This is a genomic window from Alicyclobacillus acidocaldarius subsp. acidocaldarius DSM 446, assembly GCF_000024285.1.
Lineage (GTDB): Bacteria > Bacillota > Bacilli > Alicyclobacillales > Alicyclobacillaceae > Alicyclobacillus > Alicyclobacillus acidocaldarius.
Genome location: NC_013205.1, coordinates 2,512,039 through 2,534,504 on the forward strand (window position 1 = coordinate 2,512,039; position 22,466 = coordinate 2,534,504).

Below are 22,466 nucleotides of genomic sequence, written 5' to 3' on the forward strand. Positions count from 1 at the left end.
CGTGTCGTCACGTGCCAACCCGATTCAGGGCGTGCGGCACCTGACCGGCTTGGCGCATGAGTTCCAGCGCGTCCTCCACGATGCCGTCCGCGTCGAGGCCCAGCCGATGCAGGACCTCGTCGCGGCCGCCGTGTTCCACAAAGTGATCCGGCACGCCCTTTCGGCGCATCGGCACCATGACGCCGCGATCCACGAGAAGCTCCGCGACGGCCGATCCCATGCCGCCCGCGAGCGACGCCTCCTCCACGGTGAGGATGGGTCGGCCCGTCTTCGCCAAGCTGAGAAGCAGCTCTTCGTCGAGCGGCTTCACGAAGCGCAGGTTCACGACCGTCGCCTCAACCTGATGCTTGGCGGCGAGGCGCTCTGCGGCCTTCATGGCCTCGGGCACCATGGGCCCAAGCGCCACGATGGTGAGATGCCGCCCTTCGCGCAGCACCTCGGCCTTCCCCCAGGGCAGCGCGTGCAGCGGTTCGTCCATGGGCACGCCGACGCCGTCCGCGCGCGGGTACCGCACGGCCACTGGTCCGTCGTGCTGCATGGCGGTGAACAGCATGTGCCGAAGTTCGTTCTCGTCCTTCGGCATCATGATGGACATGTTCGGCACCGTGCGCAGGTACGCGATGTCGAAGACGCCTTGGTGCGTCTCCCCGTCCGGGCCGACGATCCCGGCGCGATCGACCGCGAGCACCACCGGGAGGTTCTGGATGCAGATGTCGTGGATGGTCTGATCGTATGCGCGCTGCAGGAACGTGGAATAGACGGCGAAGATCGGCCGCTTCCCTGCTGCGGCAAGCCCGGCGCAGAACGTCGCGGCGTGCTGCTCGGCGATGCCCACGTCAAACGTGCGCGTCGGAAACTCCTTCTGAAATTTCACCAGCCCGCTGCCCGACAGCATGGCGGGCGTGACCACGACGATTCGCTCGTCCTTTCTCGCCATCTCCGCGACGGTTTGCGCGAACACGCTCGTGTACGAAGGCGCTTGGTTGGGCTTGGCCGCGCTCGGCCACGCGTGCCACTTGTCCTCCGAATTCTCCGCCTGCGGATACCCCTTGCCCTTTTGCGTCAGGACGTGGAGCAGGATGGGCCCCTTAAGTTCCTTCACGCGCTCCAAGACCGGGATGAGCTGGCGGAGGTCGTGGCCGTCGATGGGACCGATGTACTTGAAGCCGAAGCCCTCAAACGGCGTGATGGGCAGGATCATGTGGCGCGCCGCTTCCATGGCGCGATCCAACACCTTCGTCACCTTCTGGCCCACGTTGCTCAGGTGGCGCAGGAGGTGATCGATGTCCTGCTTGGCGCGTGCGTAATTCGGATCGGACCGAAGCCGCGTGAGGTACTTGGAGACCGCGCCGACGTTGTTCGAGATGGACATCTCGTTGTCGTTCAAAATGACGATGAGATCGGTGCCGAGATCGCCCGCGTGGTTCATGGCCTCCATCGCCATGCCCCCCGTGAGCGCCCCGTCACCGATCACGGCGATCACGTGGTAATCCTCATTGCGCAGATCGCGCGCGACGGCCATGCCAAGAGCGGCCGAGATGCTCGTGGACGAGTGGCCCGCCCCAAACGGATCGTGCTCGCTCTCGGACCGCTTCAAAAATCCGGCCAGCCCGCCCAGCTTGCGGAGCGTCGGAAACATGTCCTTGCGCCCCGTGAGGATCTTGTGCACATACCCCTGGTGGCCGACGTCCCAGATGATCTTGTCTCGAGGGCTGTCAAACACGCGGTGCAGCGCGATAGTCAGTTCCACGACGCCCATGTTGGCGCCGAAATGCCCGCCGGTCCTCGAAATGGACGTGACGAGAAAGTCGCGAATTTCCTGAGCCAACGTCACCAACTGCGACTCGCTGAGCTTCTTCAGGTCTTTTGGGTCGTGAATGGAATCGAGTAACGTAGTCAACACCTCGATTACACCAGAGTGTGAAACTGACGCCTCCGCCTCAGGACGTTTTGCACAGGCAAATCCGCGCGCTCACACCCCCCTGCTCGACAGGTGTTCCGCATCATGAATCGATAAAGCCTGGTCTTATCTGAAAGCGTACCAAAGTCAGGTGTCGCACTGCAATTGCGCTGCGGAACTTTTCGTGGTACCAAACAAACAATTCGGAACGCTTCGTCCTATCCGGTCTGCCTGCGTGAGGCGGCGCGCACACCCGGTGCGGAAGCCCTCGCTGTTGTATATGCGAACGAGGACGAGCGTATGCGCCGCCGCGCGTTTTCAAGGGTGAAACAGCCGCAACATCGCAGATCCTCCGTACGCGATGACGAACGCGGAACCCACCATGCCCACGACGACCGCGGCAAGCACCCGAAGCGGGTTCCACCGCAGGACGCTCCCAATGGCCAGACAGGCATAGGCCCCAAGGAGCGGGCACAGGGGCACAAGCACCCAGACGCCGTACTTCCCGTATTTGCGCGACAGCGCCTCCGCCTTCTCCATCCGCGTCCGCACGAAGCGAAATCGATCCATGGCCTGCCGGAATCCCACCATCAAGACGGGCACCGCGATCATGTTGGCAAGGATCGAGATACCGGCTCCTGTGGGCGGATCGAACCCGAGCGGAATGCTCGCCGCGGCGGCAGGCTGGGCCTCGAGCACGATGGACGTGCCGATGAGCGACAAAGTCGGCCAGACGCGGCCCTGGCTAAACCCGAGTGCGAGACTCCCCGCAAAGAAGAGGAGCGATGCCGCCGCGCCGTACAGCATCAGTCGCCAGAACGGAAGCCGAGCCACCATGGAGGTCCACGAACGCGTCAATTTGACAACACCTCCCGGCGTGATGGGGCGAGGGACAACCGATTGGGGCTTGCGATTTGGGAGATCAACGCGACATGAGATGAGCGTCACGCGGAGACACGGAGGAACCTTTTCATGCATTGTACCTCAACGCACTCGGATCGATCCGGGCTTGTTCCATTGCAAGTGTACGGTGCACGCCCCGAATCCATGCGAGCGAATGCGGCGGTCGCATGTGGATAGGAGCCGCGCGGCATTCTCAAAATTTGATGAAATTTTGAGCCCCGGACTCGTATGTTGAAGTCGCAAGTCGCAGGATGTCTCAATCCCTGAGCCTCGGCTCCCGCACCCCACAAGACGCCAGGTGATGACCACGTGTGGATGGTGAAGAAAGCGCTTCGCTCGCCAGGCGCAAAGATCCCCGGGAAACGCGCCCCTGTGCGCGGCGCTCTGGGGACGGCTACATGCACCGCGATGGCGCTTGGTGCGACAGGACTGGTCTTGACTGTCGCTTCGCATTCGGCCCCCTCGACCCGCGGGCCCGTCCTCCATGTCAAAGCTGCCCCGGTCGATCCCGTCCTGGAAGACGCGTCGCCGCGAGGAATGGATGGAGCGCTGTCCGTCTCCGACCTCGGGTGGGCCACCCTCAACTGGTCGGGCTACGCGCTCACGGGAGGCCACTATTGGGACATCTCGGGCAACTGGGTCGTCCCCGCCGTCAGCCCGTCGCGCGGCAACTCGTATTCCTCGACCTGGATTGGCATCGACGGATTTAGCAACGACGACTTGATTCAGATTGGGACAGAACAGAACTACGTCGATGGGCGACCTCAGTACTTCGCCTGGTGGGAAATCCGGCCCGTCCACCCGACGGAGATCGTCATTCCCTCCATGGCGGTGGCGCCAGGAGACGCGATGGAGGCCCACATCCACCGCGACGGACATGGCAGGTGGACGCTTACGCTCGACGACCTCACGGAGAACGAACAGTTCACCATCACGCAGTCGTACACCGGTCCCGGGGCGTCCGCCGAGTGGATCCAGGAGGCGCCCGAAATTCGCGGTCACGTGTGCACGCTCGCCGATTACGGGACCCTCACCTTTGTGCCTGGAACGGTGAACGGGCACCCTCCGCGCCTCACTCCGTCCGACGGCGGATATATGATGGACGACAACCTCATCTTGTCCGTCCCATCGGGCCCCAACCCGGAGACCGGGGGGTTCGACGTGTTTTACATCGCGCCCACGTCCCACCGGGAGCAAACCCTGCTTGACGCGCCCGGCGTGTGGCCTCCACCCGCCCCTCGTCTCGAGCCATGAAGCCCCGCCAGCGCGCGCGGGCCCTTCGAGCGACGCGCCCAGATGCGCCCCCGGCGCGCCTTCTTCCATCTTTCTTTCGAAACAAGTTCGAGATACGTCGGATAAAATGTTTTGAGTTTCGAGAGATACAAGGGGGCAAGGTGCTCGTGGGGAAACGATACCTGGACGAGATCGACTTGATGCGGGCATTTGTCATTCTCGGCGTGCTCACCGTGCACACGCTGTCCTTCTTCAACGTGCTCAACAGCGACGGCACGCCAGGCTTTTACGCGCTCGGCGCGCTCATCACGGCGACGCACTTCACGCGCGAGACGTTCATGTTTGTCACGGGCCTCGTGCTCTTCACGACCTATCTGCATCAGGCCCCGTTTCGCCCGCTTCCGTTCTGGCGCAAACGATTTCAACTCATCGTGATCCCATACGTGGTCTGGACGCTGGCCTATATCGCGTTCGTCGCCCTGTTGACGCCAGGGTTCTCATGGACGTGGTCCAACCTGGTCCCCGCCATCATCCACAGTCTTCTCACCGGCAACATGTTCTTCCTTTACTTTCTCGTGGTCTCCATGCAGCTGTATCTGATTTTTCCTCTCCTGCTGTATGGCATCCGCAAGGCCGCGAAGTACCACGTGCACATCCTCGTGGCGAGCTTTGCGCTCGAAATCTGCCTCATGTGGCTCAACCAAAACGTCCTCGACAGCCTCACGCCCACCGGCTGGCCCAAATGGCTGTATGATCTTTACACGTATCGAGACCGAAATCTCCTGATGTACCAGTTCTGGTTTCTCGCAGGCGGCGTCTTGGCATGCCACTACGATCAGGTGGCCGCATGGATGGAACGCCATCGGAAGGCGCTCTTTGCCGCGCTCGTCGCCTCGCTGGCTGTGCTCTTCGGGCACTATTTTCTCGAGCGACTGGTCATGCACGACAACGAGGACGACGCGGAACTCGTCCTGCAGCCCATCATGGTGCCATACAGCCTCGTGGTGACCTGCGCCTTTTGGTACGCGGGTTTGGCGTGGGCGAAGCGGAAGGAGCTGCCTGGATGGAGGCCGTTTTCGCGCTTTGTCCGCGTGGCTTCGCAGACCTCGTTCGGCATCTACCTCATCCAGCCGTTTCCGCTGTACGCCATGGAGGTCGTGATCGACAATCTCGACGGGCGCGGAATTCCCGTGTGGCTGCACTACGCGCTGTTGCCCGCGGCGGTCTTGTTCAGCTACTTCTCCTCGATGCTCGCCGCGTATGTCCTGATGAAGATCCCGGTGGTGTCCTATGTGGTGGGCCGAAGGGCCAAACTCCGCCACACCAGGGGCGAGCCCGTTCGCCGGGCCGCGTGACCGGAAGCGGGGCGCGTCACGCGCGCCCCTTCTCCACCATGGCCTTCAGTGTCACGTAGTCGGTCTTTCCGCTGCCGAGGAGCGGAAATTCGTCGATCACGCGGATTTCCGCCGGCACGTGCATGCGCGAGTAGCCCATCCGGTCGACGAGATCGCGCATGGGAGCGAGCGTCAGGCCTCTGTGGGTCGTGACAAGCACAATGCGCTCGCCGCGCGCCGGATCCGGAATCGAGACCGCCGCAAAGGCCGGATCGCCATACGCGCGCGCCGCCAGTTGCTCCACCAGGTTGAGCGAGATCATCTCGCCCGCAATCTTCGCAAACCGCTTGAGCCGGCCCACAATCGTTACAAATCCATCCTCGTCCACGTCGACGACGTCGCCCGTGTTGTACCAGCCCGTCTGCTCCACGAAGCCCTCGCCGTGGACCAGATAGCCCTTCATCACGTTGGGCCCCTGCACGTGCAGCAGCCCCCCTTGCTCGATCCCGTCGACGGGCTCCAGCCGATAGCGAAGGCCCGGCAAGAACCGCCCCACCGAGCCCTGCTTGTGGTTGATGGGCGTGTCCAGGGACATGATGGGCGACGTCTCGGTGGCCCCATATCCTTGCATGATCTGAAGCCCAAACTTCTGGAGCCACGCCTGCTCCACCTCCGGCTTGAGCCGCTCGGCGCCGGCCACGGCATAGCGGAGATGCGCAAACTGCTCTGGCGTCGCGTTCTGCCCGTACTTCTCGAGGAACGACGACGTGCCAAACAGGATGGTGGACCGTTCCTGGCCGCAGATCTCGGGGATGCGCTTATAGTGAAGCGGCGACGGATACAGATAGACCTGGATGCCCGCGATGAGCGGAAGCAGCGCCCCCGCCGTGAGCCCGAACGAGTGAAACATCGGCATGGCGTTCAACATGCGGTCCTCGGTGCCGAAGTCGATCACGGACCGCGTCTGCTGGACGTTGGCGTAAATGTTCCCGTGCGAGAGCACCACCCCGCGCGGGCGATACTCACTTCCCGACGTGAAGAGGATGATCTCGTTCGAGCCGGGATGTGCCGGACGCCTGCGCCTGAACGCCCACAAACCAGCGAGCTTCGCGCCGAGCCCAATCTCCTTGCGCACATCTTCCATGTAGTGAAGCTTGTACCGCGCCGTCAGCGCCTGCTCCAGCTCCTGCAGTTGCCCCTTCTCGATGAACTCGCGCGACGTCAGGATGACGTCGACGCCTGCCGTCTCGCACGCGTCGACGACCGTCTGCACCCCGCTCGAGTAGTTGAGCATCACAGGCGTCAGGCCCGCGTAAAACATCGCGAACAAGACCACCACGTGGCCCACCGAGTTCGGCAACATCACCCCGACTCGATGGCGCCGAATCATCCGGCGAAGCGCGGTGCCGAGCACATAGCTCTGGAGCAACACATCCCGGTACCGCGCGCTGCCCATCATGTCCTTGACGATCACGCGATCTTCTCCGTAATAGCGCGCGGACTGCACGAGTTCGTCGAACAGGTTGACCGACGCCACCGTGCGCGGTCCCATGTAACTCTGGAACAGGAAATGTTGCAGGGTGTCGAGCGCCGAGCGCGGATCGTCGAAGGGAAGCGGATGTTCCTCGTCGATGACGAGCGAGTGCCCGTACACCGGGATGACCGGGATCCGGCGCTCCGTGGCGTAGCGGGCGACGGCCTGAAAGCCGCGCTGATCCGTGTCGAGCGCGACGAGCGCCGCGCCACTGGACAGCGCCTCCATGAGCGGTTTGAGCGTGATGGGTCTCTCCGCGTCGATCACGCCCACCTGCCGCGATCCCAAGGCTGCCCCGTACCGCTCCTGCACCTTCGCGTTCACGAACACCGGCACGTGCGCCGGAAAGAGCGCCAGCGTCTCGTGGAATCGCGTATATAAGGTGACATTCAACAGATAGATAGCGGGTGTATTCCATCGATGGTGAGAAGACAGCGCTTTCATAGTCATCTCCTATCACATCGCGAATCGGGCACTTGTGGCACCAGTGTAGCACGGCTCGCGCCATTCGGATACGCCCATTTATGGTATGCTTGAACGGACGAACATTTCTGACGAGTGGGAGAGGACCGCCATGAAGTTCTCCGAGATGAAGTATCAGCGACCGGATCTGGCGGCGCTGAAACACGACGTTCTGCGGCTCATCGACGAATTCGAGGCGTCTACCACGCCCGAGGCCGCGCTCGACGCCCTCCAGGAAGTGAACCGGCTGCGCATGGACTTTCAGACCATGTTTGAACTCGCTTACATCCGCAACTCCGTGGACACGCGGGACGAGTTTTACAAGGCGGAGAAGGCGTTTTTCGACGAGGCGTCGCCGGAAGTCGAGGCGCTGGAGACCCGCTTGCGCCAGGCGCTCATCGCCTCGCCGCACCGCCGGGCGTTGGAGGAGCGCCTCGGACGCCAGTGGTTCCGACTCGCGGAGGTGCAGACGAGATCGTTCGGCGACGAGATTGTGGAGGACATGCAGAAGGTCAATGCGCGCGTCACCGACTACAATCAGCTCGTGGCGAGCGCCCGCATTCCGTTCGCCGGGGAGACGTACAACCTCAGCCAGATGGCCAAATTCACGGAATCGCCGGATCGAGAGACCCGGCAAAACGCCGTTCGCGCCATGTTCGGTTTTTTCGCGGAGCACGGCGACGCATTCGACCAAATCTACGACGATCTCGTCCGCATGCGCACGGCCATGGCCCAGAAACTCGGGTACGAGAACTTCGTTCAGATGGGCTACGATCGCATGAGCCGCACGGACTACGGCCCGAGGGAGACGGCTGCGTTTCGCGAGGCCATCCGGAAGCACATCGTGCCGCTCGCCGCCGAGATTCGCGACAAACAGCGGGAGCGCCTTGGCCTGTCTTCCCTGCGCATCCAAGACATCAACCTTTGGTATCGAGATGGCAACGCCAACCCGAAAGGCGATCCGGCCTTCATCCTGGAGAACGGCAGGCGCATGTACAAGGAGCTATCCCCGGAGACGGACGCGTTCTTTCAGTACATGCTGGACCACGAACTGATGGATCTATTGAGCCGCGAGGGCAAACGAGTCGGCGGCTATTGCACCTTCATCCCGAATTTCAAAGCGCCGTTCATTTTCGCCAATTTCAACGGCACGCTGGGCGACGTCACCGTCCTCACGCACGAGGCCGGGCACGCGTTTCAGGTATACCAGTCGCGCGACATGAAGCTGCCCGAGTATTTCTTCCCCACGGCGGAGGCAGCCGAGATCGACTCGATGAGCATGGAATTCTTCACGTGGAAGTGGATGCCGCTCTTCTTCCAGGAGGACGCGGACAAGTTCTTCTACACCCATCTGGCGGAGTCCCTGGTGTCCATCGCCTACATGGCCGCGGTCGACGAGTTCCAGCACGCCGTGTACGAGCGCCCGGAGATGACGCCCGCCGAGCGCAAGGCCAAGTGGCGGGAACTGGAGCGCATCTACATGAACCGGGGCGACGAATTTTACGAGGGAATGCCGTACCTCGAGGAAGGCGGTCTGTGGCAGCGTCAGCTCCATATCTACAACTACCCGTTTTACTACATCGACTACGCGCTCGCGCAGGTGTGCGCGCTGCAGTATTTCCTCTGGATGCAGGAGAATCCGTCCGAGGCGTGGGAATCGTATCTCCGGCTGTGCAGCCTGGGCGGCAGCCGCTCGTTCCTGGAATTGGTCAGCGAAGCGGGCCTGCGCTCACCCTTCGACGAATCGACGCTGGCGAACGTGGTACCGCGCGTTCGGGACGCTCTGCACCACCTGGAAACCCGCCTGCCGTCCTGAGCGAATTTCGCGACCACGTCGCCGGAATCTGCCCCCCGCAGCGGACTTTCACCGCCTAGCTACCGCCCATGCCGGGCGCACGGCGAAACGCCCCAGTCCCCGCCGGCTGGGGCGTCCTCACCGCCTGCGGGCCATCCACCACACCAGCGCGACGATGGCGATGATGAGAATGAGCGTGAACGGGATGTGGCGCGCAATGCCGTAGCCGATGCCGAAGCCGAGCCCGTGCACCAACCCGTTCACAAACATGTGACCCAAGCCATAGCCTCCGTATCCGTAGCCATAGCTATGAGAAAAGAATCCGCTCGAAAACGCATGCGACGCTCCAAATCCTCGGAGCCACCACATGTTCCGTCCCCCTCAATTTTTACGTGGCTTTCACAAAAACGGGGCCCTTTCTTCATATGCAGGCTTCATCATACCCTCAGAGAACTGCGAGGGGAGGCCCATCCCTTGAGAAACAAACCCCTGCGTCGAGCCGCTTGGGCGGCCATGTGGAGCTTTGGGGCCGTCTCTCTGGCGGGCATCGGCGAGGCCGCGCTGCACCACGCCGACGCGCAGATTGCAAACGGCGCCGCTTCCATGGCCATGCAGAACTCCACCGGCGACGACGGACCGCCGCCCACGCCCCCGCCCGTTCTGACGAATGCCCAAATCCTACAAGAAGACCGGGACGCTGTCAACCTGATGAACGAGGTCGCGCTCACCCCGCGCATCCTGCCCGGCGGCGTCAAGCAATTCACGCTCACCGTATCCAAGTTCGGCTGGAACTTTTACCGAAACGTGAACCTGTGGGCGTGGGGCTACAACGGGCAAGTCCCCGGGCCGCTCATCCGCGTGCGCGTGGGCGATCGCGTCGAGATCGTCGTGCACAACGATCTCCCCGAACCGACCACCATCCATTGGCACGGACTGGCGGTGCCAAACGACATGGACGGGGTACCCGGCTTTCCCGAGCCCGCCATCCAGCCGGGCGGCACGTTCGTCTACCGGTTCACCGCGACAAGCCAGATGGTCGGCACGCATTGGTATCACAGCCACTACGACGACGACTATCAGGTCGACGCAGGACTGAACGGCGTGATCATCGTCGATCCCAGAACGCCCCCGCCGTCCATGCGCCACGTGCGCGACGTCCTGTTTGTGCTCGGCGCGGGTAAGCAGGACGGATCGGACAACGAGAACACGTTCCTCATCAACGGCAAGGCGTATCCGGACACGCCGCAGCTGACGGTGAAACGCGGTACGACGGTGTACATGCGCATCGTCAACGCGTGCGCGGAGACGTTCCACGCCATGACCATCGATGGATATGATGTGAAGATTGTGGCGCAGGACGGTCAGCCACAGCCGGATCCGCAGACGGTCAGCGTCGTGTCCATCGCACCGAGCGAAACGGTGGATGTGGAGTTCACGGCGGACGAAACCGGCACCTTCCCGTTTTACGACACCGTGGCGAGTTCGCTCATCAACCCGAATGACTCCGTGGACCCCGTGGGTGGCATGATGACGCTCATCCACGTGACCCCGTGAGGAGGTGGACCATGCGCCGAACCGTCCCAGCTCTGGTTGCAGCACTCGGCGCCTGCGCGTCGCTCGCCCTCGCATGGATCCACGCGTCGCCTATCCTGCGCGCGGGCGCCAAGGCGGCGTCCGCGACCATGTCCATGGCGCCGACGAGCACCGTGGGATCGCTCCCCGTGCCGGAAGGCGTTCCCGACGCGGGCCCGCTGTCCATCACCCCTGCTCTCATTCGCGAACAAAACGCAGACGCCGACCGGGTCATGGACGAGCAGGGCATGACCCCGCAAATGCTGCCCGGAGGCATCAAGCGGTTCACGCTCGTCGCGAGCGAGGTGAACTGGTACCTGTATCCGGGCAAGGTCGTGGTCGCGTGCGGATACAACGGCCAGGTGCCGGGCCCTGTCATCCGCGTGCGCGTCGGCGATCGCGTCCAGATCCTGTTGAAGAACGAGCTGAATGAACCCACCACTCTGAACTTCCCGGGGCTCCCGCTGCCCGCGTCCCAACTCGGCATCGGCGGCGTGACCGAGCGGCCCATCCCCCCGGGCGGCGAGCGGTTGTACAGCTTCACGGTCACGCCGGACATGGTCGGCACGCATCTGTACGAGAGCGGCACCGACATGGCGAGCGAGATCGACCAGGGCCTGCACGGCGTGCTTCTGATCGATCCGGCGCGCGGATCCCTCTACCCTTTCGCCAAGGTGGACGCCTTGTACGAGATCGACGCGTGGATGGTGGACGGATCGACCACCGAGAACGCGTTCGGCCTGGACGGGAAACCGTATCCCAACGCGCCCGAACTGACCGCGCCGTACGGGAGCCGCGTCGTGCTGCGCATCGTGAACGCGAGCGGCATGTGTGATCACGCCATGCACGTGCACGAGACGACCTTTTGGCTCCTGGCGGAAGACGGACACCCGCTGCCCGTTCCGCGCCCGATGAACGTGCTCGCCATCGCGCCGGGCGAGACGGCCGATATCGAATTTGCCGCCGACGTGCGCGGAGACTGGATGTTTCACTGTCATATCCTCGACCACATGATGAATCCGGACGACGAGGTCGACAGGATGGGAGGACTTGTCACGTTCATTCATGTGAAATGAGGCAGCGGGATGTCTGCGCGCGCTCGCGACCGGCTGTCGTCAGCATGGAAAAAGGCCGAGCGCGGCGGCTGCCCCTCGGCCTTCTGCCTGGTCTTCTGTCTGTCAGTGCGGAATCTCGCCGAGCATGGTCACGCCCGACTGGATCTGCACCTGATTCTCCACAAGGTTCGAGGTGTTCTGAATCTGCGGCGGCTTATTGGCCGTGATGTTGACGTCGTCCAGCATGATGTTCGAGATAGGGGCGTTCGGCAGGCCGTTCATGTAGATGGACTGGCCCGCGTACTCGCAACTCACGTTCGAGATGGTCATGTTCTCAAACTGCGGCACGTACGAGTTTGGCCCGGGCGCTTGAAGCGATGATGTGTCCGCTCCGTTGTCCACGTACCCGTCGTCGAAGGTGATGGCGGCTCCACTGATGTCCCGCATGACGATGTGGTCCATGTCGATGTCCTCCACCAGTCCGCCCTTGCCCACGCCGCTCTTGAAGCGCAGGCCCGACTCCGTGCCGTCGTACACGTCACCCGTCACCCACACGTCCCGGATGCCGCCGTCTGTGTAACTGCCGACGGCGAAACCGCTGTGGCCGTTGTGCACGATGCAGTCCGCCACGACGACGTCCTGCTCGTTGAACACCCCCGCCGCGTCGTTCCCGCTCGACTCCAATGCGATGCCGTCGTCGCCCGTGTCGATCACGTCGCGATACAAGACGACATTCTCATCGGCCGACACGTCGATTCCGTCCGTGTTCTGCCCGTACCACGGGTTGCGGATGTTGACGTCGTCGATGACGACGTCCTTGGAGGTGTTCACCTTCACGGTCGCAAACGGCGAATTTTCAAACGTCACGCCCTGGAGCCACACGCGTTGACATCCCTGGAAGTACACCATGTACGGCCGCAGGTAGTCCTTCACCTGCAAGTCGTCCTGATACGTCATGTTCGGATGCGCCTTGATATACGCCTGGGCGTTCGCACCCTGCGCCGTCGGCCACCAGGTGCTGCCGTCCGGCGACACCACGCCACCCGACGCCACGAGCGCATTCCACTGATCCGCCGAAAGCTTCGACTTCTCCACGGGCCGCCACGTATTGCCGGCGCCGTCGATGACGCCGTGACCCGTGATGGCGACATCCACCGCGTTTGTCGCGCTGATGGGCGATTGAACGATGTAGGAATTCCCGCTCGGAACGAGCGGATACAGGTCGTGATCGCCCGAAAACTGGAGTTGGGCGCCGGACTCCACGTTCAGATCGACGTGGCTCTTGAGCACGATGGGACCGGTGACCCAATACCCCGGCGGAATGTCGACGATGCCACCGCCGTGTTGGCTTGCCGCGTCGATGGCCGCCTGAATGGCCTGTGTGTTCACCTGGCCGATGCCCGGCTTCGCGCCGTACTCGGTGATGTCGTAGACGCGGGGCACGATGTCCGGCAACGACGGGATGGGCATGGCAAACGGCGCGCCGTGCAGGACCTGGGCGAGAGAAGCGTCGAGATCGCCCGTCTGCGCGACGAGATCGACCACGTTGTCGGCGTGCGCGAAGCGCGCGTGAACGGTCCAACCGGTGGCGGCTGCCGCGACCAGCGCGAGGCTTGCGCCTGCCGACAGACCACGTTTCCACCTGTGCACGCATGTCACCTCCTTTCGTGGTCAGCCGCGCAGGCCCGTGGTGGCGATGCCGCGGACGACGTACTTCTGAAGGAAGAAGAAGATGAGGAAGAGCGGAATGAGCGACACGGTGGACATGGCGAAGAGCGGCCCCCACTCCTCCTGCGCGACGGCGTTCGCGAGCGACTCCAGCCCGAGCGGCACGGTGAACTTCTGCGCGGAATTAAGGTAAATCAACTGAGAGAAGAAGTCATCCCAGCACCAGATGAAGCTGAAGATGGCCGTGGTGATGAGCGCCGGCACGATGAGCGGCAGGATGACGCGCACAAACAGCGTGAAGGCGTTGCAGCCGTCGATCTTCGCGGCCTCGTCCAATTCTTTGGGCAACCCCCGGATGAATTGAACGATGAGAAAGATGAAAAACGGGCTGCCAAAGAACGCGGGCACAATGAGCGGATAGTAGGTATTGATCCAGCCCAGATCGTGAAACATCGCGTACTGGGGAATGAGCGTGACCTGCGTCGGCAGCATCATCGTGATCATCATGATGCCAAACAGAATGGATTTGCCTCGGAACGTGAAACGCGCGAACCCGAACGCGACAATCGCGGACGAGATGACCGTGCCGACAGACACCAGACATGACACCGACAGCGAATGCAGGATGAACGTCCCAAACGGAAGGCCAGGAATCGCATTCCAACCTTGCGGATAATTCGCGAACGTCCAGTGCTTGGGCCAAAACGAGGCGCTGGAGAAGATCTCGTTGGTCGGCTTGAATGAGCCAAACACCATCCAGAGAACGGGATAGATGAGAAAGAATCCGATGATCACGAGCACGGCGTGCGCGAGGACGATTCCGCGCCGCGTGCGGATGGTTCCGGTCACAGCCCTCTCCTCCTTTCCCTCAGGACTCGTAATACACGTAGCGACTTCCGAACCTGAACACCAAGAACGTCAGCACGCCCACCAGGACCAAGAGGAACCAGGCCAGCGCCGACGCGTAGCCCATGTTCTGGAAGTTAAACGCCTCCTCGTACAGGTAGAGCGCGAAAAACAGCGTCGCGTTCAGCGGCCCACCGTCCGTGACGATGTATCCCTGCGTGAACTGGGTGAACCCGTTGATGATGGACATGATCAGGTTGAAGAAAATGACTGGCGACAACATGGGGATGGTGATGCGAAAGAACCGGTACAGCCGGCCCGCGCCGTCCACGATGGCGGCCTCATACAGCGACTCGGGAATCTGCTTCAGTCCTGCCACGAAGATCATCATCGCAGAACCGAACTGCCAAGCCTGCAGCATAGCCAGGGTGAACAGGGCCGTGCGCGGTTCGGCGAGCCAATTGGGCCCGTGAATGCCGACGAGCGCCAGACCCTTGTTGATGAGACCGTCGGGCCCAAACATTTGTTGCCACAGGTACGCGACGGCGACGCTCGTGCCGATGAGCGACGGAACGTAGTAGACGGTCCGATACACGCCAATCCCCTTGACCTCGAGACTGAGGAGCAGGGCGATGGCGAGGGCGACCACCATCTTGATGGGCACCGAGATCAAGATGTACTCCAGCGTGTCCACCAGCGAAGTGGCGAACAGCTGGCTCTGCGTGAACATGTGCACGTAATTCTCGAGGCCAATCCATTTCGGCGGCTGCAATAAGTTGTAATTGGTGAAGGACAGATAGAGCGAGACCAGGATGGGCCCGAGCGAAAACACCACCAGGCCGAACATCCATGGGCTCAGAAACAGATAGGCGACCTTCTCGTTGCGCGGCCGCACGGCCTTCACGGCCTCACCTTTTGCCTTCACGTTGGCCTTGGTCGTGGTTGCCACAGCCACGCGATCACCCCGCTTTCCGGAATGGCCCGGCGGTGCGCCGGGCCCCGTCCTCAGAGACGTCACTCGCCGCCGTTCTGCAGGAGATCGTTCGCCTCCTGCATAAACTGTTCGGCGCCCTGCTGGGGCGTTTCCTTGCCGTATTGCACAGCCTGGACCATGTTCGCGAAGTCCTGGTCGATCTCCTTGTCGTGCTGCGGCGGCGGAGGATCGATGGGCGTGGCCACCTTGAGCGCCTCGTTCACCAGCTGGAACTCGGCCTTTTCAGGCGCCGAGGTGCCGGATGCCATCAACTGAGTGCGGACGGAGGACGACACCGGGATGCCGCGCACGAGCCCGAGCGCCTTGCCCGCTTGGACGTTGTTCAGCAAGAAGTTGACAAAGAGCTCGGCTTGCTGCGGATACTTCGTCTTGGAATAGATGCTCCAGAACTGGCTCGGCTTGATATACAGGCCCTCCTCTCCACCCGGCTGTGTCGGCGGAAGGGCCAGCGCCAAGCTTCGCGTCATCTCGCTCTGCAGGCTGACGACGTAGTTGACCCAGGTGAGTTCCGCATCCGATTTCCCTTGCACCATCGGATCCGTCGGATCGGCCGTCTGCTTGATGAGGGATGTCACGGTCCCGGGCGGCACAACGCCCTCTTTGCGAAGATTCGCCCAGTAGTTCAGATAGGAGACGAGCGTGCTCTCGGTAAATCCGAGCTTCGTCCCGGAGGCGTTGTATAGGTGCTGACCGTGCTGGCGCGCCCAGTATCCAAAGGTCTGCCAGCTCTCGTCGTCGTTCTCGGCCCACTTGCCTGTCGCCTTATGGACCTTTTCGAGGATATCCGCCCACTGTTGCCATGAAACGCGTTGGCCGTGATAGCCCGCCTTGGCAAACGCGGCCTCGTCGTAGATGACCGCATAGTTATTCAGCGCATTCGGAATGCCATACAACCCGCCGTCGATGTAGCCGCTCTTCAGGACGCTCGGGCTGATGGTGGAGATGTTGATTCCCTTCGCGCCCTTCAGGTTGAGCAACTGGCCTTCCTTGGCGTAGGCGTCAATGTATTCGTAATCCATCTGCATGATGTCTGGTGCGTTGCCGCCCGCGACCTCGGTGGACAGCTTCGTGAAGTACTGATTGAATGGCCCTCCGAATTCGGTCTGGATGTGAATGTTCGGATACGCCTTCTCAAACGCTTTCACCGCGGCCAGCGTGACCGCCTCTTCCTTCGCATCGCCCCAGAAGCCGAAGGTGAGCGTGACCACCGGCTTCGAGTCCGCGCTTCCCGCGGCCTGCCCGGCTTGCGACCCACTCGAACCGCCCTGCGCCGCCGCGGTGCCGCAGCCCGCCAACACCAGCGCAGCCGCGGCGCTCGCCGTCCATGTCCATCTCTTTTTTCGCATGCGGATTCCTCCTCGTTTCACGTTGTCGCACGCTTGAGACCGACACCCATCAACTGCCACAAAACCTCCGGATACGGCTCATGACCCCCAGGTTGTGCAAGAAACATCGCACGCTTTGTCATACCCACGGCCTCGTACGCCGCTTCGACCGCTGCAAACGCTGCACGCGCACCCTCGAACGGAAACACGCCGTCGCGTTCGCCATGCACAATGGTCAGGCGCCGCGGCGCCACGAGCGCCGCCACATCCCCCCAATCGCCGAAGTTCAGAAGACCCGGTACGTAGTTGCACAGGCAGTGCCGCGTAGCAAGGAGCGAATGCCGGGCGGTGCACAACGCCGACAGCAGGATCAGGTGGCGGACCCGCGAATCGCAGGCCGCGTGAAACAGCGCGGCCGTGCCGCCGCCTGAAAATCCCGCCGTGACAAGGCTCTCTATGTCGAAGCGGCCGTCCATCTCCATCGCATCCAGGAGTTCCATCAGATCGCGGACGCGATCGCCGAGGAGCGTCCGGCCGACGAGCAGTCGCTGCCGCGCGAACCGCTCACAGCTGTGCTCCAGGCCCAGGGCGCGATCGACCGGGTCCATCGTGGCGCCAAACCCGCGCAAAGACGGGAGCACCACCGCAAAGCCCGCGTCGCGCAAAAGCTCCGCCACGGGTGCGCCCTTGACGTACACCTCGTTCGCGCTGCGAAAGTAATCGTAGCCGAGCGGCGAATGGCCGTGGATCAACACGGCGGTGGGATAGCCGCCCGCGGGCGCCGTGCCCTCCGGAAGGAGCACGTGGACTTCGCGATCCGCCACGAGTTCGCTCAAGGATCTCGGCTTCTCCGAGGGCTCCAGGCCGAGCAGCCGAACGAGGGCCTCCACTCGTTCGTTCGACGCCCCTCGCGGCACCGGGCTTCCCTCCTTCATCACCGGACGCCGACCGGCGCGCTTTCGCCCAACAGATCCGCGATGCGCACGAATTGCCCGGTGGCCATCGATAGATTCGCCGCCACGCCGATGAGGATGGACATGGCTCCCGCGCGCGATCCGGCCACGTGGCCGTAGGGATCGCTCTCGACGCCGCGGAACAGGTGGTCCTTCAGGCGCCTGTCGCCGCCGCCGTGGCCCTCGCGCACGTGGGGCACGCGGAACACCTGAACGCCGCCAAACAGGGGGTAGAACCGGATTTCCAGCTCGCGCACCTCTTCAGCGGACGACGGATCGCCAAACCGCCAGTCCACCGTGCGGCGCACGTCCTTCGAACTCCTCCGCGCGAAGTCCGTCGCATCTTCCTCGGTGATGAAGTACTCGGGCTCGAACGCCTCCAGCCGGCCCTTGCTGCCGTTGAACGCCACCTGCCAGCCCTCAAACGGCGTCGCCGCAGTGAGCATGTACGTCGCCTGCACGCCATTCGGATAGCGGATGAGCGCCCCCATCGTGTCCTCAATGTCGATGCGCTCGGAGAACACGCACTGATCGCGGTGGTACCCGTCATAGGCCTCCGCCTGCTTGTAGAGCGCGTTCAAGGTGTCGTCGCGGCCGAGATCGAGGTAGAACGGACAGCGCTCCGTCACCTGGCACGTGGCGCAGCGCTCGCCGTGGCCCGGCATGCGATCCGGCACGTAGTAATGGCGCGATCCCATCGCCACAACCTCCTTTGGCTCGAGGCCCAGCCACCAGTTGATGAGGTCGAAGTGGTGCGTCGCTTTGTGAACAAACAGGCCGCCGGAGTTCTTCTTCTCCGCGTGCCAGCGCCGGAAGTAGTCCGCCCCGTGCACCGTGTCGAGGTACCAGCGAAACTCCACCGAATGAACTTCGCCGACGATGCCCTCCTGCAACAGCCGCTTGATCTCGGTCTTATACGGCGCGTACCGGTAGTTGAACGTGACGCGAACCGTCTTGCCGCTCCGCCGCTCGGCCTCGAGGATTCGGCGGCACCGCTCCGCATCGATGGTCATGGGTTTTTCGGTGATCACGTCCTTGCCTCGCTCAAGCGCTTTCACGATAAAGTGGTCGTGCGTCGCATCCATCGTCGTGACGATGACGCAGTCGCATTCGACGGTGTCCAGCATCTCATCGAAGTCCGTGAACCCCGGAATGTCCTTGCCCAGGACCTCCTGCGCATACCGGACGCGCCCCTCGTTGCGGTCGCAAAGCCCGGTGATGCGCGCGACGTCCCGGTAATGCGTGACGAGATCGCGCCCGAACATCGAGATGCCGCGCGATCCGAGCCCGACAATGCAATAGTTGGTCATGGCCGTCCGTCACCCCTCGATAGTAACCACGTTGTTAGTTAGCCTCATCTCGTTGTTGCTAAAAGGTAGCACAGTTCGTTCGGGATATCAATAACCACGTTTTCATTTCTTCTTGACTTTTTCGGACAGGATCGCGGCGAAAACGCTCGAAATCGCGCAACGTGCGTCTCCAAGCGCCGAATCGTTTCACGCTCTCTTTAATAACGTTGTTATTTGTGTTAAAATGTCGAGGAAATCACAGACCTGCATGGCTTGGCGGCACTCGCAAGACGCCGCGAGGCCCATGGACTTTGGACAGAGGGAGACCCGCCATGGTGAGCATTAAGGATATCGCGGAACGCGCGGGCGTCAGCTACAGCACGGTTTCGAAGGCGCTCAACGACAGCCCCCTGGTCAAGGAGGAGACCAAGCGGCGCATCCTGGAAATCGCGCGCAGCATGGGCTATCAGCGAAACCTGCTCGCGCGCCACCTCGTGTCGGGTCGCACGCGGCTCATCGGCTTCGGGCTCGTGAACCTGGGAAACCCCATCTTCGCAAATCTCACCATTGTGCTGCACCGAGCCCTGGCCGCGCTCGACTATCGGATGGTGATTGCGATTTCGCCGGACGAGATCGACCTTTTGAACCAAATGCGCGCCGACGGCCTCGTGATTTGGGCCGATCTCGTCTCGCGCCACCCGCACCTGATGGAGGAGCTGGCGCGTTGGCAGGCGAAGACGCTGGTGATTGGCACGGACGAGCCCGTGCCGCTGCCGCACGTGCGGTTCGACCGCCGCGCCGGGATTGCGGAAGCCGTCCGATACCTGCGCTCGTTTGGGCACCGGCGGATTGGGTTCATCGGCAGTTCCCAGGAGATCAAGGTGCGGGCCTTTTTGGAGGCGGTGGAGCAGGCGGGGCTTCAGCCGTCGCCGGACTGGCTGTATCCGGCGGAGCCGACCTTTGAGGGAGGTTACCGGGCGATTCGATACGCGAGGCCGGACGTCCCCATGCCGACGGCGTTCATCGGGCTGAACAACCTGATCACGAAGGGGGCGCTCCGCGCGCTTCTCGAGCTCGGCTACCGGGTGCCGCAGGACGTGAGCCTCATTGGATATGATAACTTGCCCGACATGCAGTTTGCGGAGGTGCCCATCACGACGGTCGGCCCGTCGCTCGAAGAGGTGGCGGACTTCGCGGCGCACCGCGTCGTCGACATGATCAACGGGAAACCCGGGCCGGACGCGCACGTGATCCAGCCCATCCTCATTCCGCGCGCGTCCGTCGAACGGGCGCCCCACAGGGACGCGGATTGAGCGCGGGCGCCCACGCGCGCCCGCGGCACTTAGCCCCCGTAGAAAAGCCCCGTCTCGGCGAGCGTGAGCGGCTTGCCGTCGCGGTGCACGCCGGCGTCCACGACCTCGCCCACGATGAGCGTGTGATCTCCCCGGTCGACGACATCCGTCACGCGGCACTCGAACCAAGAAAGCGCGTCGCGCAGGATGGGACTTCCGGTCGTCGACGTGTAGAACTCGACGTCCTCGAACTTGTTCCCCACGCGCTTCAGGGGCTTGAAGAACTTGAACGCGAGGTCCTTCTGCCCACTCTCCAGCACGTTCACGGAGAACACGCGGCTCTCCAGGATGCCGTCGCACGACGTGGTGCCCTTCTTGACGCCAATCGCCACGAGCGGCGGCTGGAAAGACGCCTGCGTCACCCAGTTGCCGGTGAAGGCGTTCACATCGTCCTCCCCGATCTTGGTGCCAATCACGTAGAGCCCATACGTGATGTGGCGGAGCGCCGTCTTCTTCGCTTGCTCGTCCATCGTCGCACCTCCTGATGCGTAAAGGCATTTCCCTTTCGAGTATACCTCTTGCCTGCCGTTCCATCACCCGGTGGCGCGCGCGCTCACCCAGTCGATCACGTCCTTCACCGTCTGCAACCCAAGCCGCCCGCACAGTTCCATCTCCTTGCGCCAGACGGCCGCGGTCATGCGCACGTCCGCGTCCGCCCGGTGGCGGCCGACGACAGGGATCCCGAGCCATTCGCAGGCCTCGTCGAGCGTCAGAGGCCTCGCGGCCCGCGCAAGCACCTGGGCCACGACCGCCGTGTCCATGGCGAGCGGCCGCAGACGAAGCCGCCACAGCGCGTCAGTCGCGCGCTGCAGAAAGCCGAGATCGTGCCGGACGTGGTGGGCGACCCAGACCCGGCCTGCGCCGAGCTCCAGCGCGCGGCGAAGCGCGACCTCAAGCGGCTCGCCGTCCCGCATCGCCTCTGGCGTGAGGCCAGTCAGCTCCCAGATGTGCGAAGGCACGTCCGCGACGTCGTCGTGGCGCACGATGGCGTAAAAGCTCTCGTCAGGTTCGCTGCTCCATCCGGAAAACGTGGCGCAGGCGACCGAGAGGATCTTGTCGCGCGCGGGGGAAAAGCCGGACGTCTCGAGATCGAGCACGAAGTAAGGTGCCTCGCCGAGGGGCCGCTCCCAGACGGGCACGGGTTCAGGGCCCAAAGGCGCCTCTCTCCGGAGGGAGAAAAACCACCTCATCTCGATCCCCTCGGTTTCGGAAATCGGCGGCACACCAGGCGCTCGAGGGCTTGCGCCGTGCGCAGGTGCTCCTGAAGCGCTTCCTGCCAGGCGCGGGACAGGCTCGACCGAGGGACGAGATCGACGCCGTCCCGCTGGCCCCTGAGCCAGCATTCCGCGTGATGGCGTGCCCGGAGCCTCCATCCAAACCAGAGCGCGCGGACAATCGCGTCCGCCTGCAAGCCTTCGAGCGCGCCGAGGCGGCCGAGCGATGCGGCGCGATCGACCGAGCCGAGCGCGTCGACGCCGTAATGAAGGCTGAGCAAGCGAAGCGCGTGAATCATGGGGGCGAGGAACCTGTCCTTGACGTGGAAGATCGCACCTGAGCCGCTCGCCTCCCAGCGCACGCCGCGCAGGGCGCCAAATCCGACCGTCCCGCGAATGCCGAGGTGCGCCATCTGCCACTTCATGAACGCAGATCCGGCGATCACGTCGCGCACCCGCGCCGCAACGGACGCCCACTGCGGCGCGTCGTCGAGCGGCCGTGCGTCGACGGTCATGTACAGATAGCGGACATTGGCCCAGTCCGGAAACTCGGCATACGCCTGAATGCGCGCCTTCCAGGCGTCTTCAGGGCCGAACCAGCGAGGATTGCCGCCCATCACGTTGCCCATGCAGGGCGAAAAGCCCATGGGGCCCATCCAGCGCACGAACCGCTCGAGGTCCGGGGCCGCGTCGGCGAGACGGAGGTCGGCGGCCGTGACGAGCGCAAAGTCGAGATCGCTCTGCGGCAGATCCTCTCCCCGCGCGAGAGATCCCAGCGCAACGAGACGCGCGCGACGCCGGATGTCCGGCGAAACAGCTTCCGCCCAGCCCGCGAGCACGAACGCCCGACGTTGATCCTGATACCCTTCGAACCAGCGCCGAAACGCCGCGGTGTCGTCCGGCGGACCGTCGTCCTGCAGGACGGACTCGCACCACGCGCGCTGCAACTCCTCTCCGCGCTCGCGAATGTCCCTCGCGTCCGTCACGCACACTGGCACGTTCACGGCCATCCCTCCGCCCTGAGGTCGCTCGTTCAT

At 63.1% G+C, this 22,466-nt stretch carries 19 protein-coding genes; 6 read left to right on the forward strand and 13 right to left on the reverse strand.

Annotated features, from left to right (window positions below; genetic code table 11):
* Positions 1 to 7: 7 nt before the first annotated feature.
* Entirely contained in the window at positions 8 to 1,903 is a 1,896-nt protein-coding gene (gene dxs / locus AACI_RS12090) for a 1-deoxy-D-xylulose-5-phosphate synthase (protein ID WP_012811695.1), read from the reverse strand.
* A gap of 315 nt (positions 1,904 to 2,218) precedes the next feature.
* Positions 2,219 to 2,758, reverse strand: a complete 540-nt coding sequence (locus AACI_RS12095) for a small multi-drug export protein (RefSeq protein ID WP_012811696.1) — start codon at positions 2,756 to 2,758, stop codon at positions 2,219 to 2,221.
* A 360-nt stretch (positions 2,759 to 3,118) separates the two neighbouring features.
* On the opposite strand from AACI_RS12095, the gene AACI_RS12100 reads away from it, so the two are divergent.
* Together AACI_RS12100 and AACI_RS12105 are read left to right on the forward strand one after the other, a co-directional pair.
* The gene (locus tag AACI_RS12100; protein ID WP_245530795.1) at positions 3,119 to 4,057 is read left to right on the forward strand and encodes a G1 family glutamic endopeptidase; all 939 of its coding nucleotides are present in this window, start codon (positions 3,119 to 3,121) and stop codon (positions 4,055 to 4,057) included.
* 146 nt (positions 4,058 to 4,203) lie between these two features.
* On the forward strand, positions 4,204 to 5,391 hold the full coding sequence (locus AACI_RS12105; protein WP_012811698.1) for an acyltransferase: 1,188 nt from the start codon (positions 4,204 to 4,206) through the stop codon (positions 5,389 to 5,391).
* Positions 5,392 to 5,407: 16 nt separating this feature from the next.
* On the opposite strand, the gene AACI_RS12110 is transcribed toward AACI_RS12105, so the two are convergent.
* Positions 5,408 to 7,297: an AMP-binding protein gene (locus AACI_RS12110; RefSeq protein ID WP_245530611.1), complete on the reverse strand. Its 1,890-nt coding sequence runs from the start codon at positions 7,295 to 7,297 to the stop codon at positions 5,408 to 5,410.
* Between the two features lie 181 nt (positions 7,298 to 7,478).
* Here AACI_RS12110 and AACI_RS12115 point away from each other — a divergent pair, with 181 nt between their 5' ends.
* Positions 7,479 to 9,182, forward strand: coding sequence for a M3 family oligoendopeptidase (locus AACI_RS12115; RefSeq protein WP_012811700.1), 1,704 nt, complete (start codon positions 7,479 to 7,481; stop codon positions 9,180 to 9,182).
* A 117-nt stretch (positions 9,183 to 9,299) separates the two neighbouring features.
* On the opposite strand, the gene AACI_RS12120 is transcribed toward AACI_RS12115, so the two are convergent.
* Complete coding sequence (locus AACI_RS12120; RefSeq protein ID WP_012811701.1) at positions 9,300 to 9,530, reverse strand: hypothetical protein; 231 nt, start codon at positions 9,528 to 9,530, stop codon at positions 9,300 to 9,302.
* Between the two features lie 105 nt (positions 9,531 to 9,635).
* Between AACI_RS12120 and AACI_RS17135 the strand changes: the two genes are divergently transcribed.
* The gene (locus tag AACI_RS17135; RefSeq protein WP_012811702.1) at positions 9,636 to 10,715 is read left to right on the forward strand and encodes a multicopper oxidase family protein; all 1,080 of its coding nucleotides are present in this window, start codon (positions 9,636 to 9,638) and stop codon (positions 10,713 to 10,715) included.
* A gap of 11 nt (positions 10,716 to 10,726) precedes the next feature.
* Positions 10,727 to 11,809, forward strand: coding sequence for a multicopper oxidase domain-containing protein (locus AACI_RS12130; protein WP_012811703.1), 1,083 nt, complete (start codon positions 10,727 to 10,729; stop codon positions 11,807 to 11,809).
* Between the two features lie 102 nt (positions 11,810 to 11,911).
* Here AACI_RS12130 and AACI_RS12135 read toward each other — a convergent pair whose 3' ends face one another.
* From AACI_RS12135 to AACI_RS12160, 6 genes are read right to left on the reverse strand one after another with little or no spacing between them, the layout of a single operon-like run.
* Positions 11,912 to 13,438: a glycoside hydrolase family 28 protein gene (locus AACI_RS12135; protein WP_012811704.1), complete on the reverse strand. Its 1,527-nt coding sequence runs from the start codon at positions 13,436 to 13,438 to the stop codon at positions 11,912 to 11,914.
* A 21-nt stretch (positions 13,439 to 13,459) separates the two neighbouring features.
* Positions 13,460 to 14,305, reverse strand: a complete 846-nt coding sequence (locus tag AACI_RS12140) for a carbohydrate ABC transporter permease (protein ID WP_012811705.1) — start codon at positions 14,303 to 14,305, stop codon at positions 13,460 to 13,462.
* A 19-nt stretch (positions 14,306 to 14,324) separates the two neighbouring features.
* Positions 14,325 to 15,257 carry a carbohydrate ABC transporter permease gene (locus AACI_RS12145; RefSeq protein ID WP_148213789.1) on the reverse strand — a complete coding sequence of 311 codons (933 nt, stop codon included), beginning with the start codon at positions 15,255 to 15,257 and terminating at the stop codon, positions 14,325 to 14,327.
* A gap of 59 nt (positions 15,258 to 15,316) precedes the next feature.
* Complete coding sequence (locus tag AACI_RS12150; protein ID WP_012811707.1) at positions 15,317 to 16,642, reverse strand: ABC transporter substrate-binding protein; 1,326 nt, start codon at positions 16,640 to 16,642, stop codon at positions 15,317 to 15,319.
* 17 nt (positions 16,643 to 16,659) lie between these two features.
* Positions 16,660 to 17,538 (reverse strand): alpha/beta hydrolase family protein, encoded by an 879-nt coding sequence (locus AACI_RS12155; protein ID WP_012811708.1) that lies wholly within the window; start codon positions 17,536 to 17,538, stop codon positions 16,660 to 16,662.
* A 17-nt stretch (positions 17,539 to 17,555) separates the two neighbouring features.
* The gene (locus AACI_RS12160; protein ID WP_012811709.1) at positions 17,556 to 18,884 is read right to left on the reverse strand and encodes a Gfo/Idh/MocA family oxidoreductase; all 1,329 of its coding nucleotides are present in this window, start codon (positions 18,882 to 18,884) and stop codon (positions 17,556 to 17,558) included.
* 311 nt (positions 18,885 to 19,195) lie between these two features.
* Here AACI_RS12160 and AACI_RS12165 point away from each other — a divergent pair, with 311 nt between their 5' ends.
* On the forward strand, positions 19,196 to 20,176 hold the full coding sequence (locus AACI_RS12165; RefSeq protein ID WP_012811710.1) for a LacI family DNA-binding transcriptional regulator: 981 nt from the start codon (positions 19,196 to 19,198) through the stop codon (positions 20,174 to 20,176).
* Positions 20,177 to 20,205: 29 nt separating this feature from the next.
* Here the strand turns inward: AACI_RS12165 and AACI_RS12170 are convergent, their stop codons facing one another.
* The 3 genes from AACI_RS12170 to AACI_RS12180 all read right to left on the reverse strand — a co-directional run bounded on the left by AACI_RS12170 (position 20,206) and on the right by AACI_RS12180 (position 22,433).
* Entirely contained in the window at positions 20,206 to 20,685 is a 480-nt protein-coding gene (locus tag AACI_RS12170) for a flavin reductase family protein (protein WP_012811711.1), read from the reverse strand.
* A 63-nt stretch (positions 20,686 to 20,748) separates the two neighbouring features.
* Positions 20,749 to 21,369 carry a 3'-5' exonuclease gene (locus tag AACI_RS12175; protein WP_245530612.1) on the reverse strand — a complete coding sequence of 207 codons (621 nt, stop codon included), beginning with the start codon at positions 21,367 to 21,369 and terminating at the stop codon, positions 20,749 to 20,751.
* Positions 21,370 to 21,401: 32 nt separating this feature from the next.
* Complete coding sequence (locus tag AACI_RS12180) at positions 21,402 to 22,433, reverse strand: putative nucleotidyltransferase substrate binding domain-containing protein (protein ID WP_012811713.1); 1,032 nt, start codon at positions 22,431 to 22,433, stop codon at positions 21,402 to 21,404.
* Between the last annotated feature and the right edge of the window lie 33 nt (positions 22,434 to 22,466).

Bases quoted from the DNA above. Each gene is read 5' to 3' on its own strand.
- AACI_RS12100 (WP_245530795.1), top strand. From the start codon at position 3,119: ATGGTGAAGAAAGCGCTTCGCTCGCCAGGCGCAAAGATCCCCGGGAAA.
- AACI_RS12115 (WP_012811700.1), top strand. From the start codon at position 7,479: ATGAAGTTCTCCGAGATGAAGTATCAGCGACCGGATCTGGCGGCGCTG.
- AACI_RS12120 (WP_012811701.1), bottom strand. From the start codon at position 9,530: ATGTGGTGGCTCCGAGGATTTGGAGCGTCGCATGCGTTTTCGAGCGGA.
- AACI_RS12170 (WP_012811711.1), bottom strand. From the start codon at position 20,685: ATGGACGAGCAAGCGAAGAAGACGGCGCTCCGCCACATCACGTATGGG.
- AACI_RS12165 (WP_012811710.1), top strand. From the start codon at position 19,196: ATGGTGAGCATTAAGGATATCGCGGAACGCGCGGGCGTCAGCTACAGC.
- AACI_RS12160 (WP_012811709.1), bottom strand. From the start codon at position 18,884: ATGACCAACTATTGCATTGTCGGGCTCGGATCGCGCGGCATCTCGATG.
- AACI_RS12130 (WP_012811703.1), top strand. From the start codon at position 10,727: ATGCGCCGAACCGTCCCAGCTCTGGTTGCAGCACTCGGCGCCTGCGCG.
- AACI_RS12150 (WP_012811707.1), bottom strand. From the start codon at position 16,642: ATGCGAAAAAAGAGATGGACATGGACGGCGAGCGCCGCGGCTGCGCTG.